Annotated in this window: 12 protein-coding genes; 8 read left to right on the top strand and 4 right to left on the bottom strand. The window is 56.0% G+C overall.

The features are described 5' to 3' along the window. Positions 1-8 precede the first annotated feature (8 nt). Together treS and BLP82_RS26895 are read right to left on the bottom strand one after the other, a co-directional pair. A complete protein-coding gene (gene treS / locus BLP82_RS26900) occupies positions 9-3,353 on the bottom strand; it encodes a maltose alpha-D-glucosyltransferase (RefSeq protein WP_092175545.1) in 3,345 nt (1,114 codons plus the stop codon). Between the two features lie 208 nt (positions 3,354-3,561). Further along, on the bottom strand, positions 3,562-5,559 hold the full coding sequence (locus BLP82_RS26895) for an alpha-1,4-glucan--maltose-1-phosphate maltosyltransferase (protein WP_092175542.1): 1,998 nt from the start codon (positions 5,557-5,559) through the stop codon (positions 3,562-3,564). A gap of 210 nt (positions 5,560-5,769) precedes the next feature. Here BLP82_RS26895 and BLP82_RS31270 point away from each other — a divergent pair, with 210 nt between their 5' ends. The 5 genes from BLP82_RS31270 to BLP82_RS26865 all read left to right on the top strand — a co-directional run bounded on the left by BLP82_RS31270 (position 5,770) and on the right by BLP82_RS26865 (position 10,982). Beyond that, a complete protein-coding gene (locus BLP82_RS31270) occupies positions 5,770-5,934 on the top strand; it encodes a hypothetical protein (RefSeq protein WP_170842385.1) in 165 nt (54 codons plus the stop codon). 701 nt (positions 5,935-6,635) lie between these two features. Next, complete coding sequence (locus tag BLP82_RS26885; protein WP_092175535.1) at positions 6,636-7,493, top strand: McbB family protein; 858 nt, start codon at positions 6,636-6,638, stop codon at positions 7,491-7,493. Further along, a complete protein-coding gene (locus BLP82_RS26880; RefSeq protein ID WP_092175530.1) occupies positions 7,490-8,284 on the top strand; it encodes a SagB/ThcOx family dehydrogenase in 795 nt (264 codons plus the stop codon). The genes BLP82_RS26885 and BLP82_RS26880 overlap by 4 nt, the downstream gene beginning before the upstream one ends. After that, complete coding sequence (locus BLP82_RS26875; protein WP_092175526.1) at positions 8,281-9,480, top strand: YcaO-like family protein; 1,200 nt, start codon at positions 8,281-8,283, stop codon at positions 9,478-9,480. The genes BLP82_RS26880 and BLP82_RS26875 overlap by 4 nt, the downstream gene beginning before the upstream one ends. 737 nt (positions 9,481-10,217) lie before the next feature. After that, positions 10,218-10,982 (top strand): AAA family ATPase, encoded by a 765-nt coding sequence (locus BLP82_RS26865; protein ID WP_092175522.1) that lies wholly within the window; start codon positions 10,218-10,220, stop codon positions 10,980-10,982. Here BLP82_RS26865 and BLP82_RS26860 read toward each other — a convergent pair. Further along, positions 10,933-11,430, bottom strand: coding sequence for an MgtC/SapB family protein (locus BLP82_RS26860; protein ID WP_092175518.1), 498 nt, complete (start codon positions 11,428-11,430; stop codon positions 10,933-10,935). The two genes, BLP82_RS26865 and BLP82_RS26860, sit on opposite strands and share 50 nt — an antisense overlap. A gap of 137 nt (positions 11,431-11,567) precedes the next feature. On the opposite strand from BLP82_RS26860, the gene BLP82_RS26855 reads away from it, so the two are divergent. The 3 genes from BLP82_RS26855 (at position 11,568) to mapR (ending at position 15,046) form a co-directional block, all read left to right on the top strand. Beyond that, a complete protein-coding gene (locus tag BLP82_RS26855; protein WP_092175514.1) occupies positions 11,568-11,804 on the top strand; it encodes a DUF3203 family protein in 237 nt (78 codons plus the stop codon). A 317-nt stretch (positions 11,805-12,121) separates the two neighbouring features. Next, a complete protein-coding gene (ccoG, locus tag BLP82_RS26850) occupies positions 12,122-13,534 on the top strand; it encodes a cytochrome c oxidase accessory protein CcoG (RefSeq protein ID WP_092175511.1) in 1,413 nt (470 codons plus the stop codon). 102 nt (positions 13,535-13,636) lie between these two features. After that, complete coding sequence (gene mapR, locus BLP82_RS26845; protein WP_092175507.1) at positions 13,637-15,046, top strand: GntR family transcriptional regulator MpaR; 1,410 nt, start codon at positions 13,637-13,639, stop codon at positions 15,044-15,046. Positions 15,047-15,171: 125 nt separating this feature from the next. On the opposite strand, the gene BLP82_RS26840 is transcribed toward mapR, so the two are convergent. Beyond that, positions 15,172-15,487: transposase (locus BLP82_RS26840; protein ID WP_139197965.1), on the bottom strand; the 316-nt coding region annotated here is incomplete at its 5' end.

The raw sequence follows: 15,487 nt of genomic DNA, 5'->3' as shown, positions 1-15,487 counted from the left end.
TCTCTCCACTAAATCGGTCCGGCTAAGTCGGAAAAGGGTTGTAGCCCACTCAACAACCCGACCAGACCGTGCAACGGCACGGGCAGCCAGGCGGGGCGATTCTCGGCTTCATAGGCCACTTCATAGGCCGCCTTCTCCAGGCCGAACAACGCCAGCGCGGCGTCTTCGCCTTCAGCATCCTTCCACTCATGGGCAAGACTAGCTGCCGCCAGCCGATATGCCTCGACAAATGCCTGGCGGGCCTCTTTCAAATAACGCTCGGCGACCCGTTGCCGCGCCGCATCGGCATCGGCCGTGCTGTCGACGGTATTCAAGTGGATCGCCATGGCCGCCGCATAATCGAAGGAACGCAACACGCCGCTGACGTCCTTGTACGGGCTGTGCTTGCCCCGTCGTTCATGCAATGGCCGCGCCGGCTCACCTTCGAAATCGATCAGGTAGGCGTCGCCCTTGATCACCAACACTTGGCCCAGATGCAGGTCGCCATGGACGCGGATACGCAAGCCACCGACGGCCTTGCCGGCCAACGCCTGGACATGGGCCAGGACGGTTTTCTTGTGCTCCAACAAGCGTGCGACCATGGCCTGGTCCGCGGGGTTCAATTGGCCCTGGCTCTGCTTGAGCAGACGCAAGGCGTTTTCCACCTGGCCGGCCACGTCCTTGCCGATGGCCTGGGCGTCCTTGGCGTTGGTGGGCTGCGGCGCGAAATCCGGATCGTCGGTGGCCTGGGCCAGTACCTGGTGCATTTCCCCCAGGCGCTGGCCGAGCATGCCGGCGAAATCCTTCAGTTCGCCCAAGGCGTTGTAATGCTGCTCCTGCTCGGACACGGCGTCCGCCAACTCATCGCGCAAGGCCCGTTCGAGGTTGTTCTGGGTCCATTCCCAGGCGTCGCCCTGATTGCTCAGGTAGCCCTGGGCGATCATCAGCAACGCATCTTCGCCATCGGCATCGCGGCGAACCACCGAACCCAGCAGCGGTGAAATATTGCTGAAACCCGCGGCGGTCAGGTAGGCGCTCATTTCCAGTTCCGGGTGCACGCCCGAGGCCACCTTGCGGATCAGCTTGAGTACCAGACTTGCCCCCACCACCACCGAACTGTTGGACTGTTCAGCGGACAGGTAGCGTACCTCCGGCTCGTCGCCCAGGTTCAACGCAGCCAGACCTTCGGTCGGTTCGAAGCGCAACTCACCTTCGGCAAGAGGCAGCACCGTGGCGGTCTGCATGCTGTGCAGCACGGCGCGCACGAAGCTTTCCAGGCTGAATGCATCGGTGATCAAGCCCACCTGACGCCCCCGACGTACCCGCGACAAGGCCAGTTGCTGCGGCAATGCCGCACCGACCTGGTCTTCGGCGAGCAAGCCGAACGGCAACTGATAACGCAGGGTCTGGCCGCCACTGGTGACATCGATTTCACTGAGTAGCACGGGGCGCTGCGGATCGCCGAAGCGCACACCATAGACAATGTCGACCTTCTCGATCGCACTGTCCTTGCCGGCGAACCAACGCCGGTTCTGCAACCAGTTCGGCAGGATGGTTTGCTCCAGCGTGGTGCGCGACGGCGCTTCGAGCAATTCTTCCAGGCGTTTTTTCAGCACCAGGGTGGTGAAGTCCGGCAGGCTCTGGGCCGGTTCCACGTGCCAGCTCGGCATCTGGTTTTCCGCCGCCAGGACGAACCAATAGAAACCGTACGGCGCCAGGGTCAACAGGAAATTCAACTGGCCAATGGGTGGGAACGCGTTGCCACCGAGCATCTCCACCGGAACCATGCCGGCGTAGACCGACAGGTCCAACTCGGCGGCCTGGGCGCTGCGGGACACGTTGGCCACGCACAGGATGATTTCGTGCTTGCCGTCGGGGCCGGTGTATTCGCGGGTGTAGGCCAGGATCCGGCGGTTGCTGGGCGAAAGCATTTTCAGCGTGCCCCGACCAAAGGCCTTGGACTGCTTGCGCACCGCCAGCATCCGTCGGGTCCAGTTGAGCAGCGAGTGTGGATCGCCGGCCTGGGTCTCGACGTTCACCGACTGGTAACCGTATTGCGGGTCCATGATCGGCGGCAGTACCAGGCTGGCCGGGTCGGCGCGGGAGAAACCGCCGTTGCGGTCGATGGACCATTGCATCGGCGTACGCACGCCATCGCGGTCGCCCAGGTAGATGTTGTCGCCCATGCCGATTTCATCACCGTAGTACAACGTCGGTGTGCCGGGCATCGACAACAGCAGACTGTTGAGCAACTCCACGCGACGACGGTCGCGCTCCACCAGCGGCGCCAGGCGTCGGCGAATCCCCAAGTTGATGCGCGCCCGACGGTCGGCCGCGTAGTAGTTCCACAGATAGTCGCGCTCCTTGTCGGTGACCATCTCCAGGGTCAGTTCATCGTGGTTGCGCAGGAAAATCGCCCATTGGCAGTTAGCGGGAATTTCCGGGGTCTGGCGCAGGATGTCGGTGATCGGGAAACGATCTTCCTGGGCCAAGGCCATGTACATGCGCGGCATCAGCGGGAAGTGGAACGCCATGTGGCATTCGTCACCGTTCATCCCTTGGGCATCGACATCACCGAAGTACAACTGGGTATCTTCCGGCCACTGGTTGGCTTCGGCCAGCAGCATGCGGTCAGGATAGTTGGCGTCGATTTCGGCACGGATCAGCTTCAGGACGTCATGGGTCTCGGGCAGGTTTTCGTTGTTGGTGCCGTCGCGCTCGATCAGGTACGGGATGGCGTCCAGGCGCAGGCCGTCGATGCCCATGTCCAGCCAGTAGCGCATCACCGACAACACGGCCTTGATGACCTGCGGGTTATCGAAGTTGAGGTCGGGCTGGTGAGAGTAGAAGCGGTGCCAGAAGTACTGGCCCGCCACCGGGTCCCAGGTCCAGTTGGACTTTTCGGTGTCGAGGAAGATGATCCGCGTGCCGTCGTACTTGTGGTCGTCATCGGACCAGACATAGAAGTCCCGCGCCTTCGAACCCGGCTTGGCCTTGCGCGCGCGCTGGAACCAGGGGTGCTGGTCCGACGTGTGGTTGATGACCAGCTCGGTGATCACCCGCAGGTTGCGCTTGTGGGCTTCGGCGATGAACCGCCGCGCATCGGCCATGGTGCCGTAGTCGGGGCTGATGCCACGGTATTCGGCGATGTCATAACCGTCGTCGCGCCGGGGGGAAGGATAGAACGGCAGCAACCAGATGGTATTGACGCCCAGGTCGGCGATGTAGTCGAGTTTCTCGATCAGGCCGGGGAAATCGCCGATCCCGTCGTTATTGGAGTCGAAATAGGATTTAACGTGGACCTGGTAGATCACCGCATCCTTGTACCAGAGCGGATCCTTGATGAAGGTGGCAGACCGGGGTTTCTTCGCCATTTGCAACTCCTGATAAGTCATTAAAGCCGCGGATACAAGGCTTGAGAGGTCTTTTTGTGGCGGAGGGCTTTATCCCCCTGTAGGAGCTGGCGAAGCCTGCGATCTTTTGATCTTTCGCTTGGGATTCAAGTGTTTGGGGAAAGATCGCAGCCTCGTTGCACTCGACAGCTCCTACACAGCTCCTAGGCAGCGCCTGTGGGAGTGCGCGTTACGCCACGCTGATCCGCCAAATCCCGAACGGCTGGTACGCCGGATCAATGCGCATGAACTGGTACTTGCCGTACCAGGTCCAGCGGTGTCCGTTCATCAGGTCCTCGCCCTGGGTCTGGGCGTCGTCGGGCAGGCCCATCTCCCACAGCGGCAATTCGAAACTGGCTTCCTGCGGGTTGTGCGGATCAAGGCTCACCGCCACCAGGATGAAATTGCTGCCGTCGGCGGTGCGCTTGCCGAAATAGAGAATGTTGTCGTTCCACGCGTTGTAGATTTTCAGGCCCAAGTGGGTATGCAGCGCCGGGTTCTGCCGGCGGATGCGGTTGAGCTGGGCGATCTCGGCAATGATGTTGCCCGGCGCGGTGAAGTCGCGAGGACGAATCTCGTATTTCTCCGAATCGAGGTATTCCTCTTTGCCCGGTACCGGGGCCGACTCGCACAGTTCAAAACCCGAATACATGCCCCACAGACCCGAGCCCATGGTTGCCAGGGCTGCGCGGATCAAGAAGCCCGGGCGCCCCGACTCATGGAGAAAGGCCGGGTTGATGTCTGGCGTGTTGACGAAAAAATTCGGCCGGTAGCATTCACGCCAAGGCGATTCGTTAAGCTCGCTGAAGTAGGTCGCCAGCTCGGCCTTGGTGTTGCGCCAGGTGAAATAGGTGTAGCTCTGGGAATAACCGACCTTGCCCAGTCGCGCCATCATGGCCGGGGTGGTGAACGCTTCAGCCAGGAACATCACTTCGGGGTATTGGGCCCGGACATCGGCGATCAGCCATTGCCAGAACGGCAGTGGCTTGGTGTGAGGGTTGTCGACGCGGAATATCTTCACGCCTTCCTCGACCCAGCCCACCACGATGTCCCGCAGTTCCACCCACAGGCTGGGAATCGCATCGGCCGCGTAGAAATCGACGTTGACGATGTCCTGGTATTTCTTCGGCGGGTTTTCCGCGTATTTGATCGTGCCGTCCGGCCGCCAGCTGAACCAGCCCGGGTGCTGCTTGAGCCAGGGGTGGTCCTGGGAACACTGGATCGCGAAGTCGAGGGCAATCTCCAGGCCGTGCTGCGCGGCCGCCTCCACCAGGCGCCGGAAATCCTCGCGGCTGCCCAATTGCGGGTGAATGGCCTCGTGCCCGCCCTCCTCGCTGCCGATGGCATAGGGGCTGCCCGGGTCGTCGGGACCGGCGGTGAGGGAATTGTTCGGGCCTTTGCGGAAACTGCGACCGATGGGGTGGATCGGTGGGAAGTACAGCACGTCGAACCCCATGTCCTGGATCACCGCCAGGCGCGAATGCACGTCATTGAACGTGCCATGGCGCTGGGGATCGTCGGTGATCGAGCGGGGAAACAGCTCATACCAACTGGCAAACTCGGACAGTTTGCGCTCCACATCCAACGGGTATTCGGGGCTGATGCTCAAGTAAGGTCGATGATCGGCCAGGGACATCAGGTCGGCACTGCGCGGTGCCAGGAACAGCGCCACCTGCTCCGTCGGCAACAGGCCGGAAAGCTCGTGGTGCAAGGCCGCCAACTGCTCGCTCAGTTCCCCTGTGCTGCGCTCGACGGCCATTTGCACTTGGTTGCGTCCTTCCTGCAACTCCAGGCTGATCGGCACCCCGGCACCGAACTTTTTCTCCAGTTCGTAGCGGAAACTGGCGAACTGATCGATCCAGGCCTCGATGCAGAAGACATAGCGACCTTGCTCCGGCACATTGAACTGGCCGCGCCAACCGTTGTTACCCAGGTCGCTCATGACCTCGCTGTTCCATACCTCATCCTGCAGCGAACGCCAGCGGATGCGCACCGCCAGCTTGTCGTGACCGTCGGCGAACACTTTACTGGTCACCGTCACGTCCTGCCCGGCCACGGCCTTGGCGGCAAATTGCCCGCCGTCAATCACCGGCATGGTGTTTTCAATCGCGATACGCGGTAACAACAAGGCTTGAGACAACGGCAAATGCGGGTTGTAGGCCAGGTCAGACGGGTGTTCAGCAGTCATCGAGCATCGCTCCTTTTACGCCCCATGGACGCGCTTGTGGCGGTAAAGGCCCAACGGGTCCCTGAAAAAACTCACTTAAACTCCGAACCGGGACGACGGCTAAAAGTTCAGCGGGATTTGCCCTCGATGTATCCGGGATCAAACCCGCTACAGGGTGGTCAACAATAATAAGCACGACTCAAGCCATGTGCGTTACGGAGACCCGTCCCGATGAATATTCCCATCCCGGCCGAAACACCCGATCCGAATATCGACGACCCCACCTTGCCCCCGCCCGGTCCTGATCCCGAGCCTATTCCAGAGAAAGACCCGCCGCTCGCCCCACAACCGCCGCTGGGTGACCCGCCGAGCGAGGCACCGCCGGAGCGGGTTTGATTCAATCGTAGTTGTTCGAGAGGTGACGGGCGTCAGCGTTCTGCTCTAGAGCGAAATGACCGTTCGTCGCCTAGCAGAAAATAAAAAGCAGAAATAGACTGTGTCAAGAGTAGGAAACTTCCCACCTGAAGAATATTTAATCGTCATCTACGTCTAGGTATATGACCCGCGTAATTATTTGTCCTGCATAAGATTTTTTATCCCGTCACCTACGCATTTCTTCCTTCCTCCACTAACGCCACCTATTAGCGAAAAAAAACGCATCAGAACTTTCTCTTGGGCGTGAAAGACGCTTCCTACACCTCAAAAAAAACGTGATTGCCAACCTATCTAATCCTCGCTAAAAATTAAGTCGCCGGCAAAGCTGCACGGCAAACTTACTCAAGGAAACTCAAGGAAAGAGGAATTTAAATATGAAGCCGAACAACAAACCCGAGAAATTAGGTGAAGTAATATTTTTATTCACAGACGACTTCGGCAACACACCATATACGCCGACTGTAGGAGGATCAGGTAGCGCAGGTGGTTGCGGGGGAAGCGGCGGATGCGGCGGTGGTGGTGGATGTAAAGGTGGCAGCGGAGGGAGTGGGGGCTGTGGGGGCAATTCAGCGACACAATCCGCCAACCACTAATAACAACCAATAACAACGCGGGCCTTTCGAATAACATCAATCATCGAAAGGCCCGACCGAGAACTCGCCATGAAATTAAGCATATCCAACTACGAATTACTAAATTTTGAGAATGCCAACGCCATCGTCTCGGAAAAAGGAATCGCACGCATTGACTCCCCAGCGATGCTGAAGCTGCTTAAAGAACTAAAATCAGTTGAGTGCATTACCAAAAGCGATCTTAACGAACTATTCGCAAACAACAATCTCGAACCAACAAATGCATATAACTTCCTGACCTCCGCCATACATATCAACACAGCAAAAGACCTCAACTACCTCAAGAGCACATTGATCGCGCACGACTGGAAAAAAACATCAAACTTAGAAGAAATTCTATCGCGCGAAATCGAACACCTGAGCACTTGCAGCCTGGAGGACCTGGATCTCTATACGCCCCACAAAGAAGAACGCTACATCATTATATTATGTTCAAAGTATAACTATACGGAGATAAAAAACCTTTATTTCTCTAGCGCAAGAAAATGGCCAAAATCGGCAATAAGTGTTTGTTATGGCAGCTCCGACCTTTTTCACATCAGCCAACCATATATTCCGGAAATAGGTAATCCATGTCATTTCTGCACCATCGATAAATTGATCAGCAACGAAACCCACTCACCTTCAGTCAATACCTGGTCAAAGCTGCTTAACTTTTGCAAAGGCAAAAATATCAATTTACCCAACACAAAACCAACCCTCCTCCAAGAATCATTAATACTAGGAGCGATCGCAAGGGTAAGCCGACTCGTTTCGGGGACAACGACCTCCCAGAAATATCAAGATAATATTTTTCAAACAACAACGATAAACCTTAGCAATGGCCATATCAGTCAAGCCTCAGCAACGCATTGGTATTTGTGCGACTGCCTGGGTGCTAAAAAATGAAGCATATACCTCACGATTATTACCTTCGTTTTCTAGACCCTTTTGTTCACGATGACGTGCTGTCCTTTCATACAAAAGGCAACTATACAATCCATCCAGCCACCCAACAATCAACCAATCTCCATTTCCTCACAGAACAACAACTGGAAACTTTAACTGGAAATGAGTTAAAGCTTTACCCGGACATCAGCATTGAAATTCAAATGAACCCGCACCCTGATATTGACCCAGCGCTAATAAGAAATGAGTCAGAAACTCTATTTCATGAGACCGAGATTGATTTCAGCACCATTGAAAAACTCGTCACGCCGTTAACGAGACTAAAAGCCAATGAAAGCAAACGGGGCTACCCAAGCGGTGGAGCATTATACCCTGTCGAGATTTTTATCTGCTCGCTTGCGCGAGACGATAAAACATGGCCCTGCAAAGAAAAAGTCCTACACCTCTTGCCAAAATCAAAGACATATGAAGTCGTTTTAGGCACAGAGAACGTAGACGAACTCCGAACGGCCATTCTGCCAGAGAGTAGCGACATTGGTTATCCGAGCCTAGCGCTGATATATACTGCCTATCTACCAAAAGCTTTATTCAAGTATCGATATCGCGGCTACCGCCTGGCAACCATGGAGGTGGGATCAATTTACATGCTAATAGAACTTAGCGCCAAATCCCTGAACTTACGTTGTCGTCCTTGGTCGGCATACACCGACACGATGGTTTGCAAGGCACTCAAACTTAATCCTGCACTCTTTGTTCCAATGTGCGTGCACTATATAGGGAGGCAGGGATGAATATTTACAGCAGAGAAAATCAGCTTATTGATGCGCGATTCACATATCAGCCAGCTAATCTGTTGACTTTCCCATCTACGGTGGAGATCACCGATCCTTGGGAAAATGGTGGTTCGGGTGTAGGCAATGGCTCACACGCGCTCAGATCTGCTGTAGGGGAATTTTTTGAGCGGCAGCATTTCTATGTGGACGTAGTACCAGACCTGAGAAGCGGTTTGAGCTATTCGTTGAGCGAAGCCGAAGTATCAAAATTTACCCAAGCATTTTCTCAAACAAAAAAGCAGCATATCGCTCAATCAGCGCTGAGTGCACATCAATACAACTTGAGCCAAGTTTTCCGTCTATCAGATCTATCCTCCTGTTACATTCCCACCGCGTGCATCACCTTAAGCAGCGTGCGAACCGAGACAGAGAATGTCATTTATCCTCTTCGTGACACATGTGGGTGTGCCTTTGGTTGGCACCCTGAACATGCCATTCTAGGCTCATTAAAAGAATCCCTTGAAAGGCAGTTCTTACTAAAGTTCTGGTTAACTGGTATTTGCGTCAAGGTAATCGACGCACCGACGACAGGGGCTGCGTTGGCAGGGACCGGGGCTGAGACGCTACGTACAGCCCTAGCCAGGAGTGGCCAATTATCCTTTATTGACATATCCGAATCTGGATATCCAGGCACTTGCATCTTGGCAGTATACGGACAACAGAGCCAAAAGCACAACGTCCATTATTGCGCAGGAATGGCTTACGCCCCCACCTTGGAACTCGCGATGGAAAAATCGCTATTGGAACTATGGCAGACTTACCGATTCATTGATCTTTTCCAATCGACAGGACAAAAAATAGAGAACATCCATGACTCATATTTAAGATATTTCCTCCATTGCAATCGCTTTGAAATTTATGAAGATATTATATCAGTCCAAACCCAAGAACTAGCGCCATCACACTTTACTACGAGGCCTTTTTCTTTAACCTCACTTCTAAATAGCATTGCCAGACACAACGCGCTCGGCTACATATACCTCAAGGCGATTCCGATAGAGGATGGCCTGGGGTATTGCAGCAAGTTTGTATCACCTGACTTTTTTATGCACATGAATAACTCACAACACATCAACTTAAAGAACCTGTACTCCGAGCCTTTCTTCCAAGAGATATTACCAGCACGCGCAGAACAAATGGTTCCATTCCCATAGGACGAAGCAATGAAACGGCATATAATCTACCGCTCGATAAAATTAACTATTTTATTTCTGAAAGAACAATTCAAGGAGCCCACCGCAATATTATGGACAATAATATCGCCCAGTTTATTCTACTACTTATTGCGGTATACCAGCGACCACCAAAGCAAGCTGAATTCTGACTACGTGGAGGACAGTGCATGGTTCTATGCTTACATTGCATCGAGCGTTGGGTTATTCGGGTTTTCACTATACATCATAGGCCGACGAGAGAGCGGATTCGTCCGTTCCTTCATCTATTCCATGGACTCAAAAATAGTTTTTTTGACAGCTCAACTTTTGTCCTACTCATTAATCGCAATTATTTACTGCTGCACCTTCTATGTCCTCACCAAGGTTCTCTCTGGCGAATTCTACGGACTCGAACTACTGAACATCGCGACGCGATTCTATGCTTGCTTCCTGATCTTTTGTTCCATTGGACTCTTGCTGACATTACTCCCCCTGACCTTCCAAAACTCAAGCACATTGTTCTCCATCATTCTATTTACAATGATCGCCCTGGGATTCGCCAACCCTATCATTGACGATATTGGTTATCTGAACCCTTTACAGACAGCAAAAAATATCATGCGCACCGGCCCTCTGGAAAACATCGAGGCACTGGCTATCTCAATTACAACCCTGTTAGCCACGCTTTTGTGCTCGATGAAATACCTTCGGATAAACCCTATATGGAGTCGCTATTAATGAGTGCATTGACTATCGACCAACTCAACATTAGCTTTTCAGACAAAGCACTATTTCGGCAAGCCTCACTGCGTATCGAACCAAACTCAATTACAGGAATACTGGGTCCAAATGGGTCTGGAAAAACAACGTTCTTCGACATTTTGTGCAACATAAGGAAAGCCAAGGGTCAGAATCTCAACAACAGCTTTAGCACCCAGTTGTATTTATCTCAAATCATCACCACACCACCGGTGCTGCGTATGCATGAGATATTCCAGATGGCTACGATATTGAGTTCAGATAAAAAAACCACTCAACAATGCGCATTAAGCAAAATAGCCAAATGGTGCCCGGAACTCATTGAACGCTATAAAGAAATTTGGAAAAAAAAATCTGCTGTCTGTAGTTATGGTGAGAAACGTTGGTTTTTCACCCTTTCGCTTCTCGCGCTGGAGCCCGATTTGTTGATCTTGGACGAACCCACCGCAGGTGTCGACCCGGAGTTTCGCCATTACACGTGGCAATGCCTCAAGCAAGCCGCTAACGAGGGAACCGCCATCGTTGTGTCGTCTCATAACATTGAGGAAGTTGCAGCGAACTGCGATCCTTTTTATATGATCATCGATTGTCAGTTTAGAAAATTCCGTTCGGCACACGAATTCACATCGGTATTTAGCGCTGGCTCGCTGGACGAGGCATTTATAAAGGCAGCCTCTGCGTCGCCGTTGCCATTCAATCGGGATCTCTCTCCAATGCCCGAACAATCACCGGCATCACACTGAAAATAGCCAGCGCCAATATCGTACTCAACACAGCTGTCGCTTCCCGCCCCAACCCGGCGGCGACGCCAATGGCGGCGGTCATCCATAGGCCGGCGGCGGTGGTCAGGCCTTTGACATGACCTTCGTCGCCGTCGGTGTTTTTCAGGATGGTGCCCGCGCCGAGAAAACCAATGCCCGCGACGACGCCCTGGATCACCCGGCTCATGGCGTCGGCCTGGGACCCGGACATCTGCGGCACCAATACGAACAGCGCCGCCCCCAGGGCCACGAGCATGTGGGTTCGCACGCCGGCAGCCTTGCCCTTGTGTTCGCGCTCGAAGCCCAGGATGCCGCCCAACAGCGCGGCCATGACCAGCCGCACCGTGACCCGGGTCATCTGCTGGGCATCGGTGATATCGGCGAATTCCGCCTGCAGGGTTATCCAGACTTCATGCCACCAGGCTTCCATGGACCGTCCTCTTTCTCGTTGGATAAACGATGGACCGCAAGCGAAGCCAGAGGTGCACCTGACCGCTGATCAGCCACAACGAACCCTGGCCAGCGGGTGGGACCTAATACTCAGGACATTCAGGAAGGAGCGACGTCATGCTTGAGCAAATCGACAAAGACAATACCTGCCATATCAAAACCATCAACGGAACCAAGCTGCGCCCCGCCGGTGAGTTGGTCATCATCACTGACCCGGACAAGGCCATGTCAGCCGTGGAAATCAATGGCGACATGGTCCATCTCACCGAAGCCGAAGTGGATGCCCTGACCGTGGCCGGCGCGACCGATAAGCGCAAGCACCTCAAGGCCACCGACAGCGGTTCGGTGATCTGAACCCAATCCACAGGCAACCGATGCAATTTGTGGCGAGGGGATTCATCCCCGCTGGGTTGCGAAGCCCCCCTAAAGCCCCTTGACCGGGTCAATCCGGTATACCGGGTGCGATGACTTGGGGGCGCTTCGCCCCCCAACGGGGATGAATCCCCTCGCCACAAGTAATATGTTCGGCACTTGCTGGGTGCATCAAAGTGTCGCAGTGCCTGGGCTTCGCGGCATCTGATCCGGTTTTTATCGAAACACCTGAGTCTGTTATGCAAACAGTTCCATGGTCATAGTGCGCCGGCCAGATAGAGGCTGATGAGCGACCGACCATGAGCGATAGAATCCCCGTCCAGTTGATACAGACGTTCGAACCTGCGCCAACGAAGATCAAGGCCAGGACCACCGACAACCTGATCCACACCCGCAGCTTCACCGGTTTGTTCCGCACCTTGCGCATCAGCGGTGCAGGGGTTCTGTTCCTGTTGTTCTTTGGCACGGTGTGGTTGAACTGGGGTGGCCGCCAGGCGGTGCTCTGGGACCTTTCCGAAAGCAAATTCCATATTTTTGGCGCGACCTTCTGGCCCCAGGATTTCATCCTGCTGTCGGCCCTGTTGATCATCGCCGCCTTCGGCCTGTTTGCGATCACCGTGTTTGCCGGTCGCGTGTGGTGTGGCTACACCTGCCCGCAGAGCTCCTGGACCTGGCTGTTCATGTGGTGCGAGAAAATCACCGAAGGCGAACGCAACCAGCGGATCAAGCTGCAAGCAGCCCCCTGGGGCCTGAACAAACTGTTGCGCCGCAGCGCCAAGCACACCCTGTGGCTGGCCATCAGCCTGCTCACCGGCCTGACGTTCGTGGGCTACTTCACGCCGATTCGCCCCTTGGCCGAAGAGCTGCTGACCCTGCAGATCGGCGGCGTCAGCCTGTTCTGGGTACTGTTTTTCACCGCTGCCACCTACCTCAACGCCGGCTGGCTGCGGGAAGCGGTGTGCATGCACATGTGCCCCTATGCACGCTTTCAGAGCGTGATGTTCGACAAGGACACGTTGACCATCTCCTACGACACGGCCCGCGGCGAAATCCGCGGTCCGCGCAAACGCGAGGTGAAGCCGGCCAATATTGGCCTGGGGGACTGCATCGACTGCCAGATGTGCGTGCAAGTCTGCCCCACCGGCATCGACATCCGCGACGGCTTGCAGATGGAGTGCATCGGCTGCGCGGCGTGCATCGACGCCTGCGACTCGATCATGGACAAGATGGGCTACGCCCGCGGGTTGATCAAATACACCTCGGAACGCCAGTTGCAGGGTGGCAAGACCCACTTGCTGCGGCCCCGGCTGGTAGGCTACACCGCCGTCCTGCTGGTGATGATCGGCGCGCTGGCCCTGGCGTTGGTGCAACGGCCCATGGTGTCGCTGGATGTCAGCAAGGACCGCGGCCTGTTCCGCGAAAACAGCGCAGGCCAGATCGAGAACATCTACAGCCTGAAAATCATCAACAAGACCCAGCAACGCCAGGACTATCACCTGTCCCTGGTGGATGGCGACGGCTTCGTCCTCCAGGGCAAGACCCAACTGAGCCTGGCGCCAGGGGAAATCGTCGACGTGCCGGTGTCGGTGGCGATGCTCAGCGAGCGACCTCGCAGCGGCTCCCAGGAAATGACCTTCAAGGTGGCCGACAGCGATGAACCCGGCATCTACAGCCTGGCCAAGAGCCGTTTTGTCGCGCCGATGAATCGTTGAAGCTTTAAGATGCCGGGCGCCCTGTGGGAGCGAGCTTGTGGGAGCAAGGCTCCCCACAGTTTAAAAAGCGCAAACCATGTGTCACTCAAGACTGAGCCCGCCATGAAACGCTATGAAAAATTCGCCGACGACATCGCTGAACTGATCCGCTCCGGCATGCTGGGGCCCGGTCAGCGTGTGCCTTCGGTGCGTTATGCCAGCCAGACCTACGGCGTCAGCCCGTCCACCGTGTTCCAGGCCTATTACCTGCTGGAGCGACGCGGACTGATCCGAGCCCGGCCGCGCTCGGGCTATTTCGTCAACACCCATGCGCCGAGCCCGTTTTCCGAACCGGCCATCAGCGCCCAGGTGCACGAATCCACCGAAGTGGACGTCAGCGAACTGGTGTTTTCGGTGCTGGACTCGATCAAGGACCCCGCCACCGTACCGTTCGGCTCGGCGTTCCCCAGCCCTCTGCTGTTTCCGTTGCAGCGCTTGTCGCGCTCGCTGTCCAGCGCCACACGGGACATGGACCCTCGGGTCGTCGTCACCGACATGTCGCCGGGCAACCCGCACCTGCGCCGGCAAATTGCCCTGCGCTACATGGTGGGCGGGTTGATGCTGCCCATGGAGGAACTGCTGGTCACCAATGGTGCCCTGGAAGCCTTGAACCTGTGCCTGCAAGCCGTGACCGAGCCCGGCGACCTGGTGGCGATCGAGGCACCGGCGTTCTACGCCAGCCTGCAAGTGCTGGAACGACTCAAGCTCAAGGCCGTGGAAATCCCCGTCCATCCGCGCGACGGCATCGACCTCGACGTGCTGGAGCAGACGCTGGAGCGTCACCCGATCAAGGCCTGCTGGTGCATGACCAGTTTCCAGAACCCCATGGGCGCGACCATGCCCGAGGAAAGAAAAAAGGCCCTGGTGGAACTGTTGCGCCGCCACCAGGTGCCGTTGATCGAAGACGACGTGTACGCCGAGCTCTATTACGGCCAACAGGCCCCCAAGCCCGCCAAGGCCTTCGACACCGAAGGATTGGTGATGCATTGCGGTTCGTTCGCCAAGAGCCTGGCACCGGGTTATCGCATCGGCTGGGTCGCCGCCGGGCGCTACGCGCAGAAGATCGAACGGCTCAAGCTCATGACCTCGCTATGCGCCTCGATGCCGGCCCAGGCCGCCATCGCCGACTACCTGCAACACGGCGGCTACGACCGCCACCTGCGCAAACTGCGCTACGCCCTGGAAGAACAGCAAAGCGCGATGCTCAGCGCCATCGCCCGTTACTTCCCGGCCCAGACCCGGGTCAGCCAGCCGGCGGGCGGCTACTTCCTGTGGCTGGAGCTGCCGGAGCAAATGGATTCGCTGAAACTGTTCCAGATGGCCCTGGCCCAAGGCATCAGCATCGCCCCGGGACCGATCTTTTCACCGACCCGACGCTTCAGGAATTGCATTCGCTTGAATTACGGCAGCCCCTGGACCGAGTCCTCGGAAAAAGCCATGGAGACGTTGGGGCGGATTATTCGATCGTTTTGATAGGGATTGTCGGTAAGGACGCCATCGCGAACAAGCTCGCTCCCACATTGGCTCGGCCGTGTATTGGAGATATACGACTCACCGCCGATCAAACTGTGGGAGATTCTATGGTGCAGGGCTACCCCCTAAATGCCTTTCGGTAAGTATTCGCTCTGGTTCTTCAGCAGGGCGAATACCACTCGGGCAAGCTTGCGGGCCAGTGCCACTAATGCTTCGGTTGTGCTGAGTCCCCGGGCCCTTAGTGCCTCATAAAAACCCTTCCATGCCGCTGTGCGCCTCGCCGACATCGCGGCGTTATGCATCAATCGACGGGCCTCTGGGTCACCTCGCTTAGACAGGCAGCGGCGTCCCTTCTTTTTCCCTGAGTCCGATATACGCAGGTCTAGGCCCAGAAAAGCGATGAAGGCATCGGCATTTCTGAAATCCCCACGCTGAAACGAC

It is taken from the genome of Pseudomonas sp. NFACC37-1 (assembly GCF_900101575.1).
Lineage (GTDB): Bacteria > Pseudomonadota > Gammaproteobacteria > Pseudomonadales > Pseudomonadaceae > Aquipseudomonas > Aquipseudomonas fluorescens_AA.
The sequence above is the reverse complement of the archived record's forward strand: the minus strand, read 5'-3'. Positions and strand labels throughout refer to the sequence as shown.

What these genes read in the sequence shown, in the direction of transcription:
- treS (WP_092175545.1), bottom strand. Translation starts at nt 3,353, where the DNA reads ATGGCGAAGAAACCCCGGTCTGCCACCTTCATCAAGGATCCGCTCTGG.
- BLP82_RS26895 (WP_092175542.1), bottom strand. Translation starts at nt 5,559, where the DNA reads ATGACTGCTGAACACCCGTCTGACCTGGCCTACAACCCGCATTTGCCG.
- BLP82_RS31270 (WP_170842385.1), top strand. Translation starts at nt 5,770, where the DNA reads ATGAATATTCCCATCCCGGCCGAAACACCCGATCCGAATATCGACGAC.
- BLP82_RS26885 (WP_092175535.1), top strand. Translation starts at nt 6,636, where the DNA reads ATGAAATTAAGCATATCCAACTACGAATTACTAAATTTTGAGAATGCC.
- BLP82_RS26880 (WP_092175530.1), top strand. Translation starts at nt 7,490, where the DNA reads ATGAAGCATATACCTCACGATTATTACCTTCGTTTTCTAGACCCTTTT.
- BLP82_RS26875 (WP_092175526.1), top strand. Translation starts at nt 8,281, where the DNA reads ATGAATATTTACAGCAGAGAAAATCAGCTTATTGATGCGCGATTCACA.
- BLP82_RS26865 (WP_092175522.1), top strand. Translation starts at nt 10,218, where the DNA reads ATGAGTGCATTGACTATCGACCAACTCAACATTAGCTTTTCAGACAAA.
- BLP82_RS26860 (WP_092175518.1), bottom strand. Translation starts at nt 11,430, where the DNA reads ATGGAAGCCTGGTGGCATGAAGTCTGGATAACCCTGCAGGCGGAATTC.
- BLP82_RS26855 (WP_092175514.1), top strand. Translation starts at nt 11,568, where the DNA reads ATGCTTGAGCAAATCGACAAAGACAATACCTGCCATATCAAAACCATC.
- ccoG (WP_092175511.1), top strand. Translation starts at nt 12,122, where the DNA reads ATGAGCGATAGAATCCCCGTCCAGTTGATACAGACGTTCGAACCTGCG.
- mapR (WP_092175507.1), top strand. Translation starts at nt 13,637, where the DNA reads ATGAAACGCTATGAAAAATTCGCCGACGACATCGCTGAACTGATCCGC.